The sequence below is a fragment of the Vibrio sp. 14G-20 genome (genome assembly GCF_026241515.1).
In the GTDB taxonomy this organism is placed as follows: Bacteria; Pseudomonadota; Gammaproteobacteria; order Enterobacterales; family Vibrionaceae; genus Vibrio.
This window is the reverse complement of record NZ_JAPHPW010000003.1, coordinates 1-23715: the sequence shown is the minus strand read 5'-3', so window position 1 is coordinate 23715 and position 23715 is coordinate 1. Positions and strand designations below refer to the sequence as shown.

The 23715-nt window shown below is 43.7% G+C and carries 16 protein-coding genes and 1 riboswitch; of the genes, 7 read left to right on the top strand and 9 right to left on the bottom strand.

Translation table 11 applies throughout. The annotated features are described in order from the left end of the window. Position 1 precedes the first annotated feature (1 nt). The 7 genes from OQJ75_RS03290 to OQJ75_RS03260 form a co-directional block, all read right to left on the bottom strand. The gene (locus OQJ75_RS03290; RefSeq protein WP_050622248.1) at positions 2-841 is read right to left on the bottom strand and encodes an ExeA family protein; all 840 of its coding nucleotides are present in this window, start codon (positions 839-841) and stop codon (positions 2-4) included. A gap of 53 nt (positions 842-894) precedes the next feature. Further along, positions 895-2532, bottom strand: coding sequence for a pilus (MSHA type) biogenesis protein MshL (gene mshL / locus OQJ75_RS03285; RefSeq protein WP_265970978.1), 1638 nt, complete (start codon positions 2530-2532; stop codon positions 895-897). 15 nt (positions 2533-2547) lie between these two features. After that, on the bottom strand, positions 2548-2880 hold the full coding sequence (locus tag OQJ75_RS03280; RefSeq protein WP_265970977.1) for an MSHA biogenesis protein MshK: 333 nt from the start codon (positions 2878-2880) through the stop codon (positions 2548-2550). Next, positions 2873-3520, bottom strand: coding sequence for a type 4a pilus biogenesis protein PilO (pilO, locus tag OQJ75_RS03275; RefSeq protein ID WP_265970976.1), 648 nt, complete (start codon positions 3518-3520; stop codon positions 2873-2875). Before pilO ends, OQJ75_RS03280 begins: the two co-directional genes overlap by 8 nt. Next, a complete protein-coding gene (locus OQJ75_RS03270) occupies positions 3520-4962 on the bottom strand; it encodes an MSHA biogenesis protein MshI (RefSeq protein WP_265970975.1) in 1443 nt (480 codons plus the stop codon). The genes pilO and OQJ75_RS03270 overlap by 1 nt, the downstream gene beginning before the upstream one ends. A gap of 2 nt (positions 4963-4964) precedes the next feature. Further along, entirely contained in the window at positions 4965-6980 is a 2016-nt protein-coding gene (gene csrD / locus OQJ75_RS03265) for an RNase E specificity factor CsrD (protein ID WP_265970974.1), read from the bottom strand. 161 nt (positions 6981-7141) lie between these two features. Then, on the bottom strand, positions 7142-7699 hold the full coding sequence (locus OQJ75_RS03260) for a single-stranded DNA-binding protein (protein ID WP_017061342.1): 558 nt from the start codon (positions 7697-7699) through the stop codon (positions 7142-7144). Positions 7700-7977: 278 nt separating this feature from the next. Between OQJ75_RS03260 and OQJ75_RS03255 the strand changes: the two genes are divergently transcribed. From OQJ75_RS03255 to OQJ75_RS03240, 4 genes are all read left to right on the top strand, one after another. After that, entirely contained in the window at positions 7978-8625 is a 648-nt protein-coding gene (locus OQJ75_RS03255; RefSeq protein WP_065105522.1) for a LuxR C-terminal-related transcriptional regulator, read from the top strand. Between the two features lie 157 nt (positions 8626-8782). Further along, on the top strand, positions 8783-9655 hold the full coding sequence (gene galU, locus OQJ75_RS03250) for a UTP--glucose-1-phosphate uridylyltransferase GalU (RefSeq protein WP_004735975.1): 873 nt from the start codon (positions 8783-8785) through the stop codon (positions 9653-9655). A 149-nt stretch (positions 9656-9804) separates the two neighbouring features. Next, a complete protein-coding gene (uvrA, locus tag OQJ75_RS03245; protein WP_265970973.1) occupies positions 9805-12636 on the top strand; it encodes an excinuclease ABC subunit UvrA in 2832 nt (943 codons plus the stop codon). A gap of 96 nt (positions 12637-12732) precedes the next feature. Further along, positions 12733-14496, top strand: a complete 1764-nt coding sequence (locus OQJ75_RS03240; RefSeq protein WP_265970972.1) for a PglL family O-oligosaccharyltransferase — start codon at positions 12733-12735, stop codon at positions 14494-14496. Positions 14497-14600: 104 nt separating this feature from the next. On the opposite strand, the gene OQJ75_RS03235 is transcribed toward OQJ75_RS03240, so the two are convergent. Next, positions 14601-15740: a pyridoxal-phosphate-dependent aminotransferase family protein gene (locus tag OQJ75_RS03235; protein WP_265970971.1), complete on the bottom strand. Its 1140-nt coding sequence runs from the start codon at positions 15738-15740 to the stop codon at positions 14601-14603. Between the two features lie 176 nt (positions 15741-15916). Further along, positions 15917-16094: riboswitch (Lysine riboswitch) on the top strand. 108 nt (positions 16095-16202) lie between these two features. Between OQJ75_RS03235 and lysC the strand changes: the two genes are divergently transcribed. Beyond that, positions 16203-17570 carry a lysine-sensitive aspartokinase 3 gene (gene lysC / locus OQJ75_RS03230; RefSeq protein WP_265970970.1) on the top strand — a complete coding sequence of 456 codons (1368 nt, stop codon included), beginning with the start codon at positions 16203-16205 and terminating at the stop codon, positions 17568-17570. 115 nt (positions 17571-17685) lie between these two features. Here the strand turns inward: lysC and metH are convergent, their stop codons facing one another. Then, positions 17686-21363, bottom strand: coding sequence for a methionine synthase (metH, locus tag OQJ75_RS03225; protein WP_265970969.1), 3678 nt, complete (start codon positions 21361-21363; stop codon positions 17686-17688). A 169-nt stretch (positions 21364-21532) separates the two neighbouring features. Here metH and OQJ75_RS03220 point away from each other — a divergent pair, with 169 nt between their 5' ends. Both OQJ75_RS03220 and OQJ75_RS03215 read left to right on the top strand, forming a co-directional pair. Beyond that, complete coding sequence (locus OQJ75_RS03220; protein ID WP_065207267.1) at positions 21533-22813, top strand: cation:proton antiporter; 1281 nt, start codon at positions 21533-21535, stop codon at positions 22811-22813. Between the two features lie 110 nt (positions 22814-22923). Beyond that, the coding region (locus OQJ75_RS03215; protein WP_266067096.1) for an IS110 family transposase at positions 22924-23715 on the top strand (792 nt) is incomplete at its 3' end.

The following is a 23715-nucleotide window of genomic DNA, read 5'->3' as shown; positions in this document are numbered from 1 at the left end:
ATTAATTCCAACCCCACAGTATTGGCGTTTTAAATTTAGGCTTACACACATCGTACGTTTCATGCATAGCTGAAAACAGATGTTGGTTGTCGATACTTTTCTTATCTTCACTGAACGAAAGCAATAGAGCCTTATGGCAAAGTTGGTTTATCAATCTAGGGATACCTAACGACGAACGACAGATCGCCTTTTTTTGATTCAAGCTGAACAACTCAGGACTGCCACCAGATTTAGCAATTCGATTATCGATATACGCCACCGTTTCATCGAGAGTCAGTGGTCTTAGTGTCGAACTAAATGTGATTCTTTGGCGAAACTGCCTTAGGTGGTAAGCCTCTAATCGAGCATCCAATTCTGGCTGACCTAATAGAACAATCTGCAGCAGTTTTTTATCTTCCGTTTCAAGGTTACCAAACAACCTTAATGTTTCGAGAGCTTCATCTGATAGAGCCTGAGCTTCATCAAGAATAGCCACCACTCTTAAACCTGAATTGTGTAACTCAATAAGCTTGTGCTGAATGTTATCAACCAAGGTTGCTTCATTATCGACAGCTAAACCAAGCTCTGTAGCAACAGCCTGGCGCAAGTCTGCCCCTGATAACACAGGGTTTGGTAAGTAGATCAGAGCTGTACAGTCATGTAGGTGATTGACCAACATCCGGCAAACCATGGTTTTTCCAGTGCCGACCTCTCCGGTCACCTTAATCACGCCCTCGCCCATCTCCAACGCCGAGATTACCGTCTGAATCGCTTCGAAATGAGGCGCTAAACCATAAAAGAAATCGGTATTCGGCGTTAAGGTAAATGGCAGTTGTTCAAAACCAAAGTGAGCTTGATACATACGACGACCTAGCTTAGTGAGACACTGCCACTCTATATTGAGAAAGTAAGCAATTACTCTTCATCAGGGAACCACTGTTGAAGAAGATCACGTGAACGCTCCAATTCATTTTGCCAAGTATTCACACCCACGATCGTTGGCTTAAGCAAGATCACGAGCTCAGTTTTTTGCGTTAACTGATTGGTATTACGGAACAAATGACCTAAGGCTGGAATATCACCGAGGAATGGAACTTTAGAGGTCACATCACTGGTGTTGGATTTCATCAAACCACCAATAACAACCACATCGCCGTCTCGTGCTCGAATCACTGAGTCAGATTCACGAATAGAGCTTTTCGCCAAAGGAAGTTGCACTATGCCAGTTGTTGAGCCTAGATTTAGCTCTTTCACTTCTTCTTCTACTTCAATAACGGCAGGGTGAACATGTAAGAACACGCTGCCTTTATCGTCTATCTGAGGGGTCACATCTAAAGAGATACCAGAGAAGAACGGAGTTAGTTCAACCTCAGGCGCGACATTCGCGTCATCGCCACTACCGACCGAACTTGATAAATCCGTCACATAGTACTCATCGGTACCCACTTTGATAACCGCTTTCTGGTTATTTGCCGCCGTGACTCGCGGGCTTGATAGAACATTAAGGTCACCTTGTGTGTCCATAAAACTCAATACCGCTTCGAAACTGCCATCTGAGATCGTTACGTTGGTTTGTCCGCCTAACAAAGAGCTAATCGCATCTAATGGAGGTAATGTACTTGCAGGACGGTCGATAACCACACCACCACTACCAATAGATTTAGATAAATTAGACCAGCTAATACCTTGCTGGTAACCATCACTCAATGTTACTTCCATGATTTTGGCTTCTAGGATAACTTGACGTTGCAGGCGTTTTTGAGAGATGCCCAAAAATTCTCGAACTTCACGAATTTCATCAGGATAAGCGCGTACCGTAATCACACTGGCTTGTGGGGTAACCACTACACTTTGCCCATCACCAGAACCAATCAAGTGAGCAACCGCCGCTTCAAGCTGTGGCCAAAAATCACTTTCAGAGGTCGTTTCAATCTCAGTGCCACCATTTGAAGTTGAATTTGAGTTATTTGAAGAATTAGATGAGTTCGACGAGTTAGAATCTGAACTTGATGAGCTCGACGAGCTATTATCTGAGTTAGAGATCGTTCCTGTGGTGATCGTCGTGAGTGAGCGACCAGAACGCTTAACTTGTAAGTAATCGACAGGGATCGTTACAGTGCGAAGACCGGCAGGATAAACTTGAATCACTTTGCCACGCTTTTCAATATCGTAGCCATACATATCTTGAGCAACAGCCAGTACCTCATCTAACGTCACGTCCGTTAGATTAAGCGTAAGGTTTCCAGACACACTTGGGTGAATAGCCGCACTATACTCCGTACCTTTCACTAAGCTGGCAAAAAAGGTTCTCGCTTCAACACCTTTTGCCTGAATACGAAAACGCTTAACGGTTTCCATACCTGGAGACATAGAGTCAGAATTAAGCTGAGGCATAAGGTCATCTTGAACCGACGAAGGCAGCTCATGAAGCACTCTGCTATTGGCTTCATTAATTGATTCGTTTAAAGACTCTTTAATTTCTACAGGATCTCTATGCCCCATAGAACAGCCGACTAAAGATGACACTAGAATTGCTACTACAAGTTTACGCATGTCTTCACTCTAACCTTAATTATTCTTAACATCTAAAGAGAACATCTCTAATTTCCACTGCTTAGAGCTTCTCTGCAGAGTGACGTATTCTGGATCAATGTTCTTAACTCGATACCCTCTGATCGTTTCCCCTTGTCCGAGAATCTGACCATTCATAATCGCATAGCAAGGCATATCTCCCTTACACACGATGCTTTCTAAAGAAGGTAAGCGATAACGAGTTGGTGCTTTCTTAGCAGGCGCAGTTTTCTGTTGAGGTGAAAGCCAGCCTAATGGCGCCGTGGGATCTTGCTCAGCCCACACAAAAGAGCTACTCAATAGCAAGGACAACAAAAGAGTTCTAACCACCGATAAACTCCTGTCTAGTACCTAATGTATAAACCTCAAACACCAGTCGAGCTTTAGGATATTCTTCTACTGAGTATTCAAATGTGCGCCAGTAGTAACTCACAGGTAGAGACTCAAGTGCTTGAAGGTAAGCTGAGATATCAAAGTAACTGCCGGTTAGCTCCATTCTTACAGGGTGAAGAAAGTAGCCTGAATATTCGCTGGTCTCTTTATTGTTCGAAATCGCTTCTGGTTTTAATGACTCTAGCGATTCAAGCTTTAGCCCATTACCCGCATTAAGAACGCTCTCCAATAACTGCGACATTTGAGAAGGTGTGATTAGCCCATCGACAATCTGTGAAAGCTGAAGTGAGAGATCTTGGCTCTCCACCAGCAGCTTTTTGTACTCTCGATTAATGTCTTTGTCTGGGTCTTTGTTTAACTTAGCTTGCAGAACAAGTAACTCACCTTGTTGCCTTTGGTTTGATTGAGTCAGACTCATCGATTTAGCGTTTTTCGCTTGTAAGTCGAGGTATGCAGGTTCAACCAATAAGGTGAACAACAACATGGATAGGCCAATAAAACCACACACGAAAAGTAGCCATTTTTCTCTTTGACTTAATGCAAGAAACTTATCGTTCAGCTGATTCCACTGCTGCATTATTTACTCTCCCGACGAGTACTTAGTTCGAACGTCACCACATCCTGATCATTACGACCAATTTTTAGTTTTTCAAAAGTGCGTCCGACTAAATTAAGCTCACTTTTGAACTGACCAATCCAGTTAGGAACGACATTTGCGTTACGAGCCAAGCCACTAAGATCTAACGTATCGTGTGTCATGTAGATGTGCGAAAGAGAGATGTCATTTCGGCCTAATTTAGCTAAGGAATTCATGACGCCAGAATACCCGACTTGTTGGGATTCGTCGTATTGTCCAACAGCCTTCAAAGCCTCTTTTTTAGCCTCAGTCTCACGTTTGAGACGCGCAACAGCCGCGACTTTCTCTGGAGACGGTTTATGTTGAGTTAACTTACTATTCAATTGGTTAACTTGCTTGTTAAGTTGATTCGAGTCTTGTTGCAGGGCTGTTATATTTTCATCTAGATTAGAGACTTGATACTGCATCGCGAAGTAACCACCAAGCAGCAAAACACAAACTAGCCCCCAACTCGCAACAACATTGGTCAGCGTAAAATATTCTTTTTTAGGCTTAAGGTGTTCTGGGTAAAGATTGACCTTAAAAGTCTCTTTTTCAGCGGCGAGTTTAACCAACAAACTCTCTGAATTATCACGCTCACCTTCAACCAACAATGAAACTGTCGAGCTCAATGTACTATTTAAGGCACTTTGTAACTCAGCTTCATCTTCTTCATCACAACAGATTTTAAGCTGATGAAGCTGGGTACCTTTAATTTGCGAAGAAAGGTAATCAATCGAGCGTTGAAGCTCTAACGCGAGTCCATCTAACTGCAGAGCACTTGATGCAACGCCCGTTAAAGGAGGAACAACACTGCGGATTGTTCTTTGAAAACAAACGGTATTTTCGACAAACGCACCCAACTTAAAGTGTGAATTGACGCTACGTTGTAAAAGAATGAAATTAGACAGCTCGCCTGCACTGTAACCCCAGATTTCATCTTCAGGAGCAACGCCTACTAATTCAACCTGAGCAGAGTTAGCAATATTCAAGAGCTTGTCTAACAGCTTTTTAGGCAAAACGTATACTTGCAGCTTGTTCGAGGTCGGTAACGCGACTGCACTCGCGGTAATTTCAGTGACTCTTTCTGAAACAAGATCTTTGAGTAAAAAAGGCAGTGCAACCGACCATTCATTCTCAGGAATGTCCGGTTTATCAATTTGGTATGTTTGGTAGTAGTTTGCACAGACAATCAGCTGGAGGCTATTACTGGTAAACGCCTCACTGCTAAGCGATTTTTTTAGTGCACTCTCCCAATCCCCATTCACCACGGAAATACTGGTTACTTGAGGTTCTTGTTCTGTCGATGAAATATAAATGGCATCATTGCCCAACAGGACAACTTGCGAGCTACCTTTATTATTCGTTGGCTTTATCTTGTCTAAAATCGCTTTAAAATTCATTCTTAACTACTACTCTTACGCCATCGATTTCTTCGTCCAACTTTGACAACAGATTCCGCTTTCGCGGCCTTTTCACCTTGATTAGGCAAAGGGATAATTTGTTGCTCTTCGTCGAAATACCTCCCTTGATAGCCATTAATGCCTAACTCTATCAAGGTGTTTTTTTCTTGTTTTGTCTCGACTCCAACGGCAATAACTTGAGTCGGAGAATCACCGCACGCCCCAATTAAACTTCGGACGAACAGTTGGTTCTCATGCCTTTGATCGATTTTCTTTATTAGGCTTCGATGAAGCTTAATATAATTAACCTTCAAGTCCTTTATATAGTGAGTGCTAACAATGGTTCGCCCGGCTTGGCCGACCACAACTTTACACCCTAACCCCCGCAGCATCTTTGCCACCGGTCTCATATAATCAAGATGAGCGATCAAGTGCCCTTCTGGAAACTCAAACGCAAGCTGAGAGCGGTGTTGAGCAGAGAGCTGTAGCAACTCACTCCTAAACCACTTAAAGTGCTGTTTATTAGCAAATGGGGTAACATTCAGGTTCACCGAATAGTTAATCGATTGAGTTGACTCTTTCAGAGATTTCAACACAACCTTTAGAACCGATTGGTCCATTTGAGCTTGGTAACCCACTTGCTCTACCGCAGGCATAAATCGAGACGATTTCAATAAACCTTTGTCAGGATCCTGAATTCTAGTAAATATTTCTCTATGTAATTCATCAGCTTGACCAGATTCCGGCATAAGATAACACCGCTGAGCAAAGATTACTAAATTTTCAGGAAGCAGCGCTTTATCAAGCAATGTCCTCCAACGAACACTGCCTCTATCAAGCTCATTCTTATTCTCTTTCGGGTAACGGCTCCAGTTATTAATACGCTCTAACTGAGCACTCTTTAATGCCGTTTCCGTTTCATCCATGATCTGGCTGTGACGCTCACCTTCGGTATACATGGTCACACCGATATGACACCAGTTATCGGATTCCAAAGGTTCTGGCGGGGTTAGCTTATCTAACTGCCTTAAACACTGAGCAGCCAAGGTCGCAATATCCTTTGCGCCCTGATGAGGAATAAACACCGCAAAGTCGGCTTCATAATAACGAGAAAAAATGACATCGGGGTAACGCTGAACGATATTCGACAGTACTTCACCGACTTCAATAATAAAGCTGTCCGTGGTTTGCTTGTCATTAGCATCACAAACTTGTTCCCACTCGTCGATACGTATTAGTAATACGCCACCTCGAGCACCACTTTCATGTAAGGCTGATTCAAGTTTGTTATCAAAGAGTACTCGATTGGCTGTGCCTGTGAGTTTATCTAGAAAAGTATGAGTGCGGATAAAAGTATCAAAGCGGCTTCTTTCTTGACGAGCATCTTTCAGCTCTTCTATCAATACATCTAAGGCTTCGCTTGCGGTATACGGCCATTCTCGCTCATCTCCTTTTGCATGAGCTTCAACTTGCCCCGCAAGGATCATTCTGCCTCGCTCTTCGAGCATTTCGGATCCCATCAATTGCTCTTTTAGCCATCGGACACCACGAGCAAGGCAGAAAAGGACCAATGCCACAGCCAAAGTAATTGACCACATTGCTTCCATTGAGTAGTTGTAGCCAATGTAAGGAGGAAGCGCTTTAAATTCGATTCGATAGCCTTCATTACGCTCTAAAATGAAGCTTTTCTCATACAAGCGATTGGGATCAATTTGTGGGGAGGTATCTTTGAAACGATAGACGATGCCGGTCTTGTTCGAGAGTTTCATCTCAACAATATTGCTCGCCTGCAACATCTTAGGCATCCAGCGCTGCATTGAATACGCAGCGTCAGGGTCTTCCATCTCTTTATCTACGACGTCGACAATACCGACCAAATAATGGTCTAAATATTCCTGTCCAATACGCTTAAAGGAAAGTGTGCCACCAATAAAAAGAATGAACATAGCACTGATCACTATTACGGTGACAAACGCGACCAATCGAGTGCTCAATTTTAGTGTCGGGGTATATCTCATGAATAACGAAATCCTTTTCAACTCACATTATACCGTATTGCTACTTATACTATAAATTGACGTTGTAAATAAAGCGTTAAGAATTGTAGGTAACAAAAAGCCGCGATGAACGCGGCTTTTTCCAATTTGATACTGTCTTTATAATATATTAAAAACAGGATCTAAAATGGGATGTCATCATCAAAATCCATCGGTGGCTCATTATATTGAGGTTGAGCCTGCTGAGGAGCTTGTTGAGGTGCTTTCGGCTGCTGTTGAGCAGGAGCACTGTATTGTTGTTGCTGTTGTTGTGGCTGCTGTGGCTGACCCCAACCACCTTGCTGTTGGTTGTTACCCATGCCACCTTGAGCAGGAGCACCACCTTGAGCACGGCCGCCAAGCATTTGCATTACACCATTGAAGCCTTGAACTACCACTTCTGTTGTGTAGCGATCTTGACCGCTTTGATCTTGCCATTTACGAGTTTGAAGTTGACCTTCAATGTAAACTTGAGAACCTTTACGTAGGTACTCACCAGCAACTTCAGCTAGCTTGCCAAACAGAGCAACACGGTGCCATTCTGTTTTTTCACGCTGTTCGCCAGTTGCTTTATCACGCCATGACTCTGACGTTGCAATGGTAATGTTCGCTACTGCGCCGCCATTCGGCATGTAACGAATTTCAGGGTCATTACCTAGGTTACCCACTAATATAACTTTGTTAACTCCACGGCTAGCCATGATTTGCTCCGTCTAAATTCATAGTCTCAGAAAATTTTAGCGCACAAGAATAGCATGCTTTTCTGCAGTGATAAATCGCATTCCTATTCTCTCCTCACTACAAAGAATAAAAACGTAACAAATCATGATATTCAGAGCGATGTTGCTTTTTTCTCCACTTACAAACCACTCATTTACTTTGATAATTGATATTCAACGCAAGTCACCATTAAGGCGCTAGAGAAGCGAAAGCATGCATGACAACGTGAAATCTAAACCCAGCTCAACAAGGAGTTTCAATGAGAAAATCTCGATATGCTCGCACTTTGCATTTTATCTGTATCGATCCGAGTAACACCTATTTGCATGTTAAAGAGATAGAAAAATTTTTATCTTTAACCCTTTTCAAGATGACACCAGATGATTTGATGTTATTTGACCGAAAGCAGAGCAACAGAATTTTACTGGTTGATTACAAAGAGGTACCTCAATTAACGAACCTTCATCCAAATCTACCCGTGATGTGGAAAAATCATGAGATCATTCTATTCAACGTCCCCAAGGCACTCCCTACATCGGAGTTGATTACGTTTGGCGTATTAAAAGGTCTGTTTTACAACACTGAAGAGAAAGCCAAAATAGCGAAGGGACTTGAAGAGGTGATCAATGGAGACAATTGGCTACCTAGAAAAGTGGCAAGCCAATTGTTGTTCTACTATCGAAACATCGTGAGTACCAATACAACCCCCACCAATGTCGACTTAACCATTAGAGAGCTGCAAGTGATTCGTTGTCTTCAATCAGGTTCATCAAACACCCAGATAGCCGATGACTTGTTTATTAGTGAATTCACGGTCAAATCTCATCTTTACCAAATATTTCGTAAGTTAGCCGTTAAAAATAGAGTCCAAGCCATCGCATGGGCTAACCAGAACCTGCTTGCATAATTGATCGGCCTCTTAAACTGACGATAATTTTGAGGAAAACTCTAGTGAACCATACGGATTGTTGCTGAATTTTTGACATTACTTATGCTAGAGTTGCCCTCAGAAATATCAACCACTCAGGTTGAATCCATAATTATTATAGATAAAGGGTCTTATCATGATCAAAAAGTGCCTTTTCCCGGCAGCTGGCTACGGTACTCGCTTCTTACCTGCAACCAAGTCAATGCCGAAAGAAATGATGCCCGTTGTAAACAAACCTCTAATTGAATACGGCGTTGAAGAAGCGATCGAAGCTGGCATGGACGGCATGTGTATTGTTACCGGTCGTGGCAAGCATTCATTGATGGACCACTTTGATAAGAACTACGAGCTCGAGCACCAGATCAGCGGCACCAATAAAGAAGACTTGCTGATCAATATTCGTGAGACGATTGAAGCAGCAAACTTCACCTACATTCGTCAACGCGAAATGAAAGGTCTAGGTCATGCGATCTTGACTGGTCGTGAGCTTGTGGGTGATGAACCATTCGCCGTTGTGCTTGCTGATGACCTTTGTGTGAACGAACAACAAGGTGTACTGGCTCAAATGGTTGCGCTATACAAACAGTTCCGTTGCTCAATCGTTGCAGTACAAGAAGTGCCTGAAAATGAAACGCACAAATACGGTGTTATCTCTGGTGAGATGATCAAAGATGATCTTTTCCGTGTCGATGACATGGTAGAAAAGCCAGAACCAGGTACTGCCCCAAGCAATCTAGCGATCATTGGCCGCTACATTCTGACTCCAGATATCTTTGAGCTTATCGAGCAGACTGAACCAGGTAAAGGCGGTGAAATCCAGATCACTGATGCATTGCTAAAACAAGCAAAAGCAGGTTGTGTATTGGCTTACAAATTTAAAGGTCAACGTTTTGACTGCGGTAGTGTTGAAGGCTACATCGAAGCAACAAATTACTGCTTTGAAAACCTATACAAAAAAGACCAGCAACAAATCGAGCTAGGTAAGCACTCAACAACAAAAGAAGCATAACGGCGGGTTAATAACTCGCGTTACTGATTTTAAAAAGGGCGGCTCTTTGAGTCGCCCTTTTTGTTTACTGTTTTTTTATCCAGTAAAACTTTGCACAAATCTCACTCTATGTAATACTTTAGCCACTTAAAATTACATGGTCTATTGAGATGGATAAAATAGAAATTAGAGGCGCTCGTACGCATAACCTCAAAGACATTAACCTAACCATACCTCGTGATAAGCTGACGGTTATCACCGGATTATCAGGTTCAGGGAAGTCATCACTTGCGTTTGATACCCTTTATGCCGAGGGGCAGCGTCGCTATGTTGAGTCTTTGTCAGCCTATGCTCGTCAATTTCTATCCCTTATGGAAAAGCCGGATGTTGACCACATTGAAGGTTTGTCTCCTGCTATCTCAATAGAACAAAAGTCGACCTCTCACAACCCTCGTTCAACGGTTGGCACCATCACTGAAGTCTATGATTACCTAAGACTCCTTTATGCTCGTGTTGGTGAGCCGCGCTGTCCTGATCACAATATCCCTCTTGCCGCGCAAACTATCAGTCAAATGGTAGACAAGGTACTAGAGTTACCTGCAGGCTCAAAAATGATGTTACTGGCGCCTATCGTCAAAGAACGTAAAGGTGAGCACGTAAAAACACTGGAAAACTTAGCAGCCCAAGGCTTTATCCGCGCTCGAATTGATGGGGAAACCTGTGACTTGTCCGATCCACCAACCCTTGAACTGCACAAGAAGCACACCATAGAAGTCGTCGTTGATCGCTTTAAGGTCCGCCCTGATCTTCAACAGCGTTTAGCTGAATCGTTTGAGACAACATTAGAGCTCTCTGGTGGCATCGCCGTAGTCGGTTGGATGGATGACGTAGAGCAAGAAGAAATCGTATTCTCTGCAAACTTCGCTTGCCCTAAGTGTGGCTATAGCATGCAGGAGCTTGAGCCTCGCCTGTTCTCATTCAATAACCCGGCAGGTGCTTGTGGTACGTGTGATGGACTTGGGGTTCAACAATATTTTGATCCAAGCCGAGTGATTTTAGATGAAAACCTAAGTATTGCAGAAGGTGCGATTAAAGGTTGGGACCAAAAGAACTACTACTATTTCCAGATGCTAACGTCGTTATCAGACCATTATGGTTTTGATCTGTATGCGCCATTTAATTCTCTACCTAAAAAGACTCAAGAGATCATTCTTAAGGGATCAGGTCGTACTGAAGTGGAATTCAAGTACATCAATGACCGAGGTGATATTCGAGTTAAGCGTCATCCATTCGAAGGGATTTTAAATACCTTAGAGCGCCGTTACCGCGATACTGAATCTAGCGCAGTACGTGAAGATCTTGCCAAATACATCTCAACAAAATCGTGTTCTAGCTGTGGTGGTACTCGCCTGAGATTAGAAGCGCGAAATGTTTTCATCGGTGATACAACACTACCAGAAATCGTTGAACTCAGCATTGCCGATGCACTGCAGTTTTTCCAAGAGTTGAAATTAGACGGTCAACGTGGGCAGATCGCCGATAAAGTAATGAAAGAGATCAATGATCGCCTGCATTTCTTGGTTAACGTTGGTTTGAACTACCTTAACCTATCACGCAGTGCAGAAACGCTGTCTGGTGGTGAAGCGCAAAGAATTCGTTTGGCGAGCCAAATAGGCGCAGGCTTGGTTGGTGTTATGTATGTACTGGATGAGCCATCGATTGGCCTCCACCAGCGTGATAATGAACGCCTACTGCAAACCTTGGTACACTTGAGAGACTTAGGCAATACGGTACTTGTAGTGGAACATGATGAAGACGCAATCCGTTGTGCTGACCATGTTATCGATATCGGTCCGGGTGCTGGCGTTCATGGTGGACACGTGGTTGCAGAAGGCACCATGCAAGACATCATCGAAAACCCGAACTCTTTAACCGGCCAATACCTAAGCGGTGCTAAAGAGATTGCAGTTCCTGAAAAGAGAACGCCTATCGACAAGAAAAAGGTCGTCGAGATCGTTGGCGCAACGGGGAACAACCTAAAGAATGTCACCGCGACAATTCCTGTTGGCTTGTTCAGTTGTATTACGGGTGTATCAGGTTCGGGTAAATCAACGCTTATCAACGATACCTTCTTTAAAGTCGCCCACACTCAATTAAACGGCGCTACGACGGCGGTTCCGGCACAGCACAAAAAGATTAAAGGGTTAGAGCATTTTGATAAGGTAATCGACATAGATCAAAGCCCTATCGGTCGTACACCAAGATCAAACCCTGCGACCTACACCGGTATTTTCACCCCTATCCGAGAATTATTCGCAGGCACTCAGGAATCACGTTCTCGTGGTTACAAGCCAGGTCGATTCAGTTTTAACGTTCGAGGTGGTCGTTGTGAGGCTTGTCAGGGCGATGGCGTAATCAAGGTAGAGATGCACTTCTTACCCGATGTATATGTGCCTTGTGATGTGTGTAAAGGTAAGCGTTATAACCGTGAAACTTTAGAAGTTCGCTACAAAGGCAAAACCATTGACGAAGTTCTAGAGATGACAGTGGAAGATGCTCGTGAATACTTCAACCCGGTTCCTGTTATCGCTCGTAAGCTGCAAACACTGATGGATGTTGGTCTTTCTTACATCCGTCTTGGGCAAGCAGCAACAACCTTATCCGGCGGTGAAGCACAACGTGTCAAACTTGCACGTGAACTATCTAAACGAGATACAGGAAAAACCTTATACATTCTTGATGAACCAACTACTGGCCTTCATTTCCATGATATTCAGCAGCTACTCACGGTTCTACACCGGCTGCGTGATCACGGAAATACGGTTGTTGTGATTGAACACAACCTAGATGTCGTCAAAACCGCAGATTGGATACTAGATTTAGGCCCTGAAGGTGGTCAAGGTGGTGGTGAGATTGTTTCAGAGGGTACACCTGAAGATGTGGCGTTAGTCGAAGGTTCACACACTGCTCGCTTCCTTAAGCCTATGTTAAATTTGAAGTAGGTGTAAAATAGCTCCCTGCGGGCAGACAGAAAAATGTTAAAGTAACAGAGCTTGTTTCAAAAGGAACAAGCTCTGTTTTTATAAGGTTAGGGATTTATGGCAACAATACATACTAGCGGTACCCAGCTAGAAAATCAGATAACTCAGCTACCACTCAATAAAGCCTTTCTCGCTTCTTTAGCTGTCGTATTCTTATTAGCTATGCATTTTTTCATGCCTAATCCTGGGGGCTCTGGCCTAGCTTTATCCTTTAACCCTATGACTTGGTTAGCACTAAGCTTTACGTTAGCGATTGGCTTTTATCAGCTAGCGACTAACCGAGTGCTCAAATATTCCAAGCTAACCGTTGGTTTACTGGTTAGCTGCATCATACTTACACTACCTATCCTTTACAGCAACGCATCACCTCAAGGGGCATCAGGGCGTTTGCTTGGATTGTGGGCAGGCTTTGCGTTATTCGTCGTCCTCCAGCAATTTAAATTCAGCAATAAACACAAGCAACGTATATTGTGGTTCATTGTACTCGCTGTCGTCATTCAAGCACTTTTTGGCTATGTGCAATATTTCTTACTGGAACCCGGCAACCTATTTGGCTACAACACTGCGGCCAATCGACCTTATGGGATATTTCAACAACCCAATGTTATGGCCAGCTTTTTAGCGACAGGTTTTGTGCTTTCAGCTTATCTTTTAGCAAGACAGCCAGCTAAATATAACCACAAGATTAGCGAGTCGATTTTACTTTATTTAACTCCAACCTTAACCGTACCGCTATTAATTATTATTGCATCACGAACGGGTTGGTTAGCGACGGTATTAGGGTTGATATGCATTCTGCCTTACCTATACAAATTCTCGACTAAGAAGCGATTTTACGGATGGTGTACATCAGTAATAGTCGGTATCGCTGTTGCGTTTACGATTATTAACCTGAGCACAACGGATAGTCTCGCGAGCAAAAGAACCAATTTAGAAAGCCCAAGAGCCTATACCTTCCCACAAGCGTTAGACATGATGATAGAAAAGCCATTTACAGGTTATGGCTACGGGAAGTTTGAATCTGAATACACCTTATATACGGCTCGCCAGCATCAACTTAACTCGAATTATCACCCCGGCCTTCCATCCATGGATCACCCTCACAATGAGTTTCTTTTTTGGGGCGTTGAGGGTGGGATAGTACCAATCATCGGTATCTTGATTGCTGCGGTGCTGGTGATGTCACGTATAGCCAGTTCGGCTAAAGGAACTCGTCTAGCACTGCTCGCGCTATTTATACCCATACTCCTGCATTCTCAGCTCGAGTATCCATTTTACCACTCTGCAATTCACTGGATCACCTTTATCATATTGATTTACTGGGTTGATCAACGCTCTTCTCGGCACTATCAACAGTCGTTTAGTATCGTCAGTAAAACCCTATTTAGAGTGTCGAGCTTAGTGATTCCGATCTTGGTGAGTTTCTATATGTTGAGCGCGCTGCATACCAATTATGTGCTGACTCAATTTGAACAATCTAAGCCGAAGAACCCAGATATTCTTAAGCAAGTGACGAACCCCGTAGTATGGAAAGATCGCTATGATTGGGATGTGTACAGCACGTATCTCAACATTGGGCTCTACAAAGCTGATCCGAGCCTTATTCAGCCTTATGTTGATTGGTCTTTGGAAATAATAAAGAACAAACCAAGACCCGCGTTCTACAGTAATTTGATTCTTGCTTATCAAGGGCTCGGAGAGGAAAGTAAAGCGGAACAAATCCGCAGCGAAGCGAAATTTTTGTTCCCTAACAGAGATTTTTCAAAGGTTCAGTATAAAAAAGTGTCACAGGCAGAAGATAACGTTTCGTCTGCTGAATAATGTTAAGAATTCGCAACGCAAGCACCATTTAGTAGGAGCTTAAATTAGGCACAAAAAAAAGCGCACGATCTCTCGTGCGCTTTTCTTTCGAATTTTACGGTTAATTATTCTAATACATCTTTTAGCGCTTTTAGACACAATGCGACGTTCTCTTTACGAGCACCATAACCCATCAAACCAATACGCCAAGCCTTCCCAGCTAAGGAGCCAAGGCCTGCACCGATTTCAAGATTATACTCTTCTAACAGCTGTGTTCTGACTTTAGCTTCATCGATTCCTTCTGGGAAATAAAGCGCATTCAGTTGAGGCAAGCGACTCTCTTCATCAACCACAAACTTTAACCCCAAAGCTTCTACACCAGCCTTAAGCTCTTGATGCATCGCATAATGACGCGACCAAGCATTATCCAGACCTTCATTTTTCAACAATACCAGTGACTCATGCAGAGCATAGAGGCTATTCACCGGTGCAGTATGGTGGTAGCTACGTTTGCCTTCTCCACTCCAGTAACCTAAAACTAAACTTTGATCCAAGAACCAGCTTTGTACGGGAGCTTGGCGGGCTTTCATTTTATCAACAGCACGTTGAGAGAAGGTCACCGGAGATAGACCTGGCACACAAGACAGACACTTTTGGCTTCCAGAATAAACCGCATCAAGCTGCCACTCATCAACCAGCAATGGCACACCACCTAATGATGTCACCGCATCAACAATCGTTAACGCATCAAACTGACGAGCGATAGCTGAAATAGCTTGAGCATCAGATAACGCTCCGGTTGATGTCTCTGCATGTACAAATGCGACAGCAACGGCATCGGGGTTTTCTGCCAATGCTTGTTCTACCTTTTCAACTGAAACAGGCTTGCCCCACTCGTCATCAACAAGGATGGCTTCGCCACCACAGCGCACCACATTTTCTCGCATACGCTCACCGAAGACACCGTTACGACAAACAATGACCTTTTCACCAGGCTCAATCAAATTAACAAAACAAGTCTCCATACCTGCACTACCCGGCGCAGAAACGGCAATCGTAAATTCATTCTCCGTTTGGAAAGCGTATTTAAGAAGCTGTTTAAGCTCATCCATCATCGCAATAAAAAGCGGATCTAAGTGACCAATCGTCGGACGGCTTAGAGCCTGCAGTACTTGAGGTGAGATATCAGAAGGACCTGGCCCCATTAACGTTCGGTGTGGCGGATAAAAGCTCTCGATAGCAGTAGTGAGTGTTAAATTAGACATGTACATCCCTTACGTTAATGTTGTGAACAATCCACCCTAAAGCAAATTGATTACCTCAGCAATTAGCCATAAGTATTGAGGTCAAACCACTGTCACATAATTGTTAAAATTATTTTCCAATTATCTCAAGTTACGGATTGACATTGTTACCACAAAAACGTTCAATGAAACGGCTATCTAGCAGAAGAGGAGCACTGCCCAGGCAGATGTTTTGTGGAACCGCATTTCCAATACAAAACATTTATGGGGAGCAGTGCCGAGATAATAAAAGGATGCAGGACCTTTATTGTCGGTTGAGCGGGCTGAATCCCGTCAACTGTCGCCATTTCTATATGGTGAAGAGCTTCTGAGGTTACTATTCTAATAATTCCTCTCTTTTTGCTCTAAAACTCTCTTCGAAAAACATCGGACGTTGGATTACCCAACCGTAATTTTATTTTAGGAAGTCGTGGGAGATATATCGTGAGTGCATCTAATGTAGCTGGTTCTTTTAATGTCGCTAAGTTTGGTGGTACAAGTGTTGCCAACTTTGAAGCAATGAGCCGTTGTGCTGCCATTATTGAAAACAACTCAAACACGAAACTGGTCGTGAGTAGTGCATGCTCTGGCGTCACTAACTTGCTAGTTGAACTGGCAAACGGTGTTCCAGACAAAGCTCGTCGTCAGGAACTAATGGCGCAATTAGCGGACATTCATAACGCAATTCTTGACCAACTCGCAGACCCAATCAGCATCGAAAAAGAAGTTCACAGTATTCTTGATGACATTGCGAGCGCTGCAGAGGCTGCATCATTCCAAACGAGCACTAAGCTGACTGATCACCTTGTCGCCTGTGGCGAGTTGATGTCGACACACATCTTGGCTCAGATCCTTCGCGAACGTGGTACACCTGCGGCTCGTTTCGATATCAGAGAAGTGATGCGTACCAATGATGATTTCGGGAAAGCAGAACCACAGCTAGAAGAAATTGCCGCTTTAGCAAAAGAGAAATTAATTCCACTGTGCCAGCAACAAGTTGTCGTTACTCAAGGTTTTATCGGTGCCGATAGCGAAGGTAACACCACAACGTTAGGTCGTGGCGGCAGTGATTATTCAGCAGCACTGATTGCTGAATCTGTACAGGCGATTGGTTTAGAAATCTGGACGGATGTTCCGGGTATTTACACGACAGATCCACGCATCGCACCGAAAGCATCTCCTATCCCTGAGATCAGCTTTAGTGAAGCATCGGAAATGGCAAACTTTGGTGCGAAGATCTTGCATCCATCGACTCTAGTACCTGCACTACGTCACCAAATCCCGGTATTTGTCGGCTCTTCTAAAGCACCAGAATTAGGTGGTACTTGGATTCGTCAAGAAGTTGAGAGCTCTCCTCTATTTAGAGCGCTTGCCCTACGCTGCAACCAAACTATGGTTACGTTACGTAGCGCTAACATGTTCCATGCTTATGGCTTCTTGGCAAAAGTGTTCGAGATCCTTGCTAAACATAAGATCTCGGTCGATCTTATCACTACCTCAGAGATCAGTGTGTCACTCACTCTCGATCAAACAGACACATCAGGTGGTGCTCCAGAGTTACCCGAAGCCGCTCGCCTTGAGCTTGAAGAGCTATGTTCTGTCGATATTGAACACGACCTATGCCTTGTTGCACTTATTGGTAACAACATGAGTGAAAGCAAAGGCTATGCAAAGCAGGTATTCGGCACTCTAGAAGATTTCAACCTACGCATGATTTGTTACGGAGCAAGCCCACACAACCTATGCTTCTTGCTAGATGAATCTGTGTCTAAGTTAGCGATTCAAAAGCTTCACCAAGAGTTATTTGAATAGAAAGTCCGTTTATCATCGGCAGATAAATAACTAAATCACAGATACAAAAAGGGTTGCTATTAAGCAACCCTTTCTCTTTTCTACTTTACGAATCAAAGCTCGTCATAGATTCAAACTAGTTAATGTTTGGACCTAACCACTTCTCGGCTTCTAACATGTCCCAACCTTTTCGGTCAGCATAGCTATCCACTTGATCTTGTTGAATCTGTGCAATAGCAAAGTATCGGGCATCAGGATGAGAGAAGTACATACCCGACACTGAGGCACCTGGCCACATTGCGTAACTCGTGGTTAGTGACATGTCGATGGCTTTTTCAACGTCCATCAACTCCCACAACGTGCCTTTCTCTGTATGTTCAGGACAGGCTGGGTAACCCGGAGCAGGACGAATACCTTGGTACTTCTCGCGAATCAAATCATCGTTAGACAAATCCTCATCTGGCGAGTAACCCCAAATGTCCTTTCTCACTTCTTTATGCAGATACTCCGCGAACGCCTCAGCCAAACGGTCCGCAACCGCCTGAATCATGATTGCGTTGTAGTCATCGCCTCTCGCTTTGTATTCATCAGCCAGCTCTCGCTCACCAATACCACCAGTAACCGCAAAGCCACCAATCCAGTCAGCTTTACCGCTGTCTTTTGGAGCAATGTAATCTGACAAGCAGTAGTTAAACCCTTTTGGCTTCTCTGTTTGTTGACGAAGGTTGTGTAGAACCTTTAGAACTTCGGTACGAGATTCATCGGTATACACCTCAATATCATCACCAACACTGTTCGCTGGAAACATAGCACACATACCACGCGCTTCAAGCAGCTTCTCTTTCTCTACGCGATCCAGTAATTCATTGGCATCTTTGAATAAACGTTTTGCCTCTTCACCCACTTCTTCATGGTCCAAAATAGCTGGGTACTTACCAACCAATGACCATGTCATAAAGAATGGGGTCCAATCGATGTACTGACGCAGAGTAGCTACATCAAAATCATTGAAGATGTGAACTCCCGGTTTAGCGGGAGCCGGTGGAGTATACGCATCCCAATCGATAGCGACTTTATTGGCACGAGCTCTCTCTAGTGTGACCGGCTTGGTGCGCGGCTTCTTACGATTGTGCTGATCTCGAACGCGATCGTAATCGATATCCAACTTCTCAACGAAAGCAGGTTTCAATTCATCAGAGAGTAGTGAAGTACAAACACCTACAGCGCGAGATGCATTATTGACATAAACAACTGGCTCAGAGTAGTTCTGCTCAATCTTAACCGCAGTGTGCGCTTTGGATGTCGTTGCTCCACCAATCAGAAGAGGCAGTTTGAAGCCTTGTCTCTCCATCTCTTTAGCAACATGAACCATCTCATCCAGTGAAGGAGTGATTAAACCCGAAAGGCCGATGATATCGACGTTCTCTTCCTTAGCGACCTTGAGGATTTTTTCACATGAAACCATCACGCCTAAATCGATAATTTCGTAGTTATTACACTGTAAGACAACGCCCACAATGTTTTTGCCAATATCGTGAACATCGCCTTTTACGGTCGCAAGTAAAATTTTTCCGTTAGTTGCACCAACGTCTTTGGTTGCATTAATAAATGGCTCTAGATGGGCTACCGCCTGCTTCATAACACGGGCAGATTTCACCACTTGAGGAAGGAACATCTTACCTTCACCAAAGAGGTCACCAACTACGTTCATGCCATCCATTAATGGACCTTCAATCACCTCAATAGGACGAGAAGCATTAACGCGAGCTTCTTCGGTATCTTCAACAATAAAATCGGTAATACCTTTCACTAAAGAGTGTTCTAAGCGCTTTTCTACTGGCCAAGTTCGCCATTCTAGAGCTGACTTATCTTCAACTTTACCAACGGCTCGCTCTAGGTACTCGGTTGCCATATCAAGCAAACGTTCTGTCGAATCATCACGACGGTTAAGTACTACATCTTCAACCGCTTCACGTAAATCTTCAGGCACGTTATCGTAAATCTCTAACTGCCCGGCATTTACGATACCCATATCCATACCATTTTTGAAACAGTGGTATAGGAATACTGCGTGGATTGCCTCACGAACGTAGTTATTACCGCGGAACGAGAACGAAACATTCGATACACCACCAGAGATCATTGCATGAGGAAGATCGCGTTTGATATCTCCTACTGCTTCAATAAAATCAACCGCATAATTGTTATGCTCGTCAATGCCCGTCGCAACTGCAAAAATGTTCGGATCGAAAATAATATCTTCAGGTGGGAAACCGACTTCATCAACAAGAATGTTGTAGGCATTGGTACAGATCTCAACTTTACGCTCTCGAGTATCGGCTTGGCCGACTTCATCGAAGGCCATCACAATGACTGCGGCACCATAACGACGAACTAATTTAGCTTGCTCGACAAACTTCTCTTTCCCTTCCTTCAATGAGATAGAGTTAACGATGCCTTTACCCTGAATACATTTCAGACCCGCTTCAATAACTTCCCATTTTGAAGAGTCGACCATGACTGGCACTTTCGAGATCTCTGGCTCAGATGCACATAGATTAAGGAATTTAACCATGCACGCCTCAGCGTCTAGCATCCCTTCATCCATGTTGATATCAATGATTTGTGCACCGTTTTCTACTTGCTCTCGAGCAACACTCAACGCTTCATCGTAAAGCTCTTCTTTAATCAGGCGCTTAAATCGAGCTGAGCCGGTAACGTTAGTACGCTCACCTACGTTCACAAACAGAGATTCTTTGGCGATCGTCAACGGCTCTAACCCCGAAAGACGGCAAGAGACTGGCAAATCGGGTAATTGGCGCGGCATTACACCGTCAACAGCCTCGGCCATCTGGCGAATATGTTCTGGTGTCGTACCACAACAGCCACCAATTAAGTTTAAGAAGCCACTTTCAGCCCATTCCTTAACATGTTCAGCCATATCTTCGGGAGAAAGGTCATACTCGCCAAACGCATTAGGTAAACCGGCGTTAGGGTGAGCAGAAACATAGCTTTCTGAGATACGGGACATCTCACCAACGTACTCTCGCAGTTCATCTGGCCCGAGTGCACAGTTCAATCCAAATGAGATAGGTTTAACATGACGAAGGGCGTTGTAGAAAGCTTCTGTTGTTTGCCCTGAAAGCGTACGACCTGATGCGTCAGTAATGGTACCGGAGATCATCACAGGAAGCGTGATGCCTACCTCTTCAAAAACAGATTCAACCGCAAAAGAACATGCTTTTGCATTTAACGTGTCGAAGATAGTCTCGATAAGAATAAGATCCGAGCCGCCTTTGATAAGTGCTCGTGTCGATTCGGAGTAAGCTTCAACAAGCTCATCAAAGCTAACATTACGATAGCCCGGATCATTAACGTCTGGAGAGATAGAACAAGTTCGGTTAGTTGGACCTAACACACCCGCTACGAAACGAGGTTTTTCTGGGGTCTTTGCCGTCCATTCATCTGCCGCTTCACGAGCTAATTTTGCAGCTGTAAAGTTAATTTCTTCGCTAAGGCTTTCCATATCGTAGTCGGCCATAGCGATGGTTGTAGAGTTAAAGGTATTGGTCTCGAGGATGTCGGCCCCAGCTTCCAAATATTCAGTATGGATATCTTTGATAAGCTTAGGCTGTGTAAGAACTAAAAGGTCATTGTTGCCCTTTAAGTCACTATGCCAATTAGCAAAACGTTCACCGCGGTAGTCTTGCTCTTCCAATTTATAGTCCTGAATCATAGTGCCCATGCCACCATCGATCAGTAAAATTCTTTGCTTCAACAGAACTTCAATCTTTTGCCTTACATTGCTTCCCACAGTACAACCTCATTCCTTTAATTATCCCTCCATCCTATCACACATTAAAAAGGAGTCTAGACGTCTAAAAAAGGAAATTGATTACCGAGTCATGACAAAAAAATGTTTGCTATTTGAGCATGAGACAACGAAAATTCATATTCATACTTTGTTACATATTGGAATGCCAATGTCGGTCTATTACACCCTATGCTTCTTGTCCGCTGCTGCCATGCTTATTGCTTTCGTGAATACCAAAATTGGTAAGATGCAGACAACCATCGCCATCACCGCTGGTTCAATGATGCTATCCCTATTGATTATCATTGCGGGACAAAATAATTGGTTCCAATTGGCAGACATTGCCTCAGAGACCGTTGCCAGTATCAATTTTGAAGATTTCCTTCTAAAAGGGATATTAGGATTCTTACTATTTGCAGGCGGGTTGGGAATTAAATTACCAAACCTAAAAGACCAAAAGTGGGAAATAACAGTACTCGCATTAGGGGCAACGCTATTTTCAACATTCTTTATTGGTTTTGTGCTCTATGGGTTCTGTCAGTTCATCGGTATTCAATTTGATCTAATTTACTGCTTACTCTTTGGTTCTCTAATCTCCCCGACCGATCCAATTGCCGTATTAGCCATCGTAAAGAAACTCGATGCTCCCAGACGAATCTCAACTCAAATCGAGGGAGAATCTCTATTCAACGATGGTTTTGGCCTAGTGATCTTCGTTACCCTATTTACCATTGCGTTCGGTACAGAAGCACCGACTGTAGGTAGCGTGACCATGTTATTCGTCCAAGAGGCTATCGGTGGTATCGTCTATGGCTTTATTCTAGGTTTAATATTCCATTACCTAATCAGCAACACCGATGACCACTCGATGGAGTTGCTATTAACCATAGGTATTCCGACAGCTGGTTATGCCTTTGCTGAAGTCCTACATGTATCAGGACCGTTAGCAATGGTGGTATCAGGTATCATGATTGGTAACTGGACGCGCTTTATTGGATTCTCGAAAGAGAGTGAGGATCACCTAGACCACTTCTGGGAATTGATAGATGAATTCTTAAATGGCGTATTGTTCTTATTGATCGGTATGTCGATGTTGTTATTCAAATTCCACCAAGAAGACTGGATCTTAATGGCGTTCGCAGTACCTCTAGTGCTAAGCGCACGCTACCTAAGTGTTTTCTTGTCTTATATCGGATTCAAACGCTTTAGAACTTACAACCCTTGGTCAATCAAGATCTTAACTTGGGGTGGGTTGCGTGGTGGACTAGCTCTAGCCATGGCACTTTCAATCCCTTCAGGTATCTGGGTGATTGAAGACAAGGCAATAGATGTTAAAGAGATAATCCTCGTCATGACATACGCTGTTGTTGTGTTCTCAATCTTAGTTCAAGGTTCAACAATTACTCCGATGATAGAGAAAGCGAAACAAGCTGAGAAAGAGCTGGATTAGCATCTAAAAATATTAACCAGGCTGCCTAATTTAGGTGGCCTTAATTATATGGTCCGCCTCACTCTCAAGCCATTAAGCTTAGAGTAGGCTCTCAGAATGAGGTGAACCATATGTCTTCTATTCATATTTTAGGTATCGACCTAGGTAAACATTGCTTCCATGCTATCGCACATAACCGTTGTGGGATGGAGGTGCTTCGTCGTAAATTTAATCGCAATCAACTCTTAATCTTTCTTAGTAAAATAGAACCAACAACTATTGCTTTCGAAGCTTGTGGCGGTGCTCATTGGCTTGCTCGAAAGTGTAGTGAATTTGGCCATCAACCCCGACTTATTCCTCCTCAGTATGTTAAGCCATATGTCAAAGGCAATAAAAACGATTTCATCGATGCTTCAGCGATCGCAGAGGCTGCGGGTCGACCGACCATGAGGTTTGTAGCTGTAAAAAGTGAAGAGGCTCAAGTCATCGCAGCGATTCATCGAGTCAGAGATAGTTATATCAAGGAGAGAACCGCCACTATGTCGCGGATCGGAGCGATCTTACTTGAGTTCGGACTTAGCTTTCCCAAAGGGCATGCAAAGATGAAGTCTCTGTTTCAATGGTTAGCAGAACAAACAGCCTCATTGCCAAAAAGTTTGCTATGTGAATTGATATCTATCCATGAGCATTACAAGTACCTTAATGAACAAATCAAAACTCAAGATAACAAGCTTCAATCGATTGTTAATAATAATGAAAGTGCTCAATTATTAAAAACTATCCCTGGAATTGGCGATCTTACCTCCACATTGTGTATTGCCGATGTAAGCTCTCCGAGTAACTTTGCCAGTGGCCGTGAGATGGCGGCTTGGTTGGGGCTTGTGCCAAGGCAATTCTCAACGGGAGGAAAGACCAAGCTACTT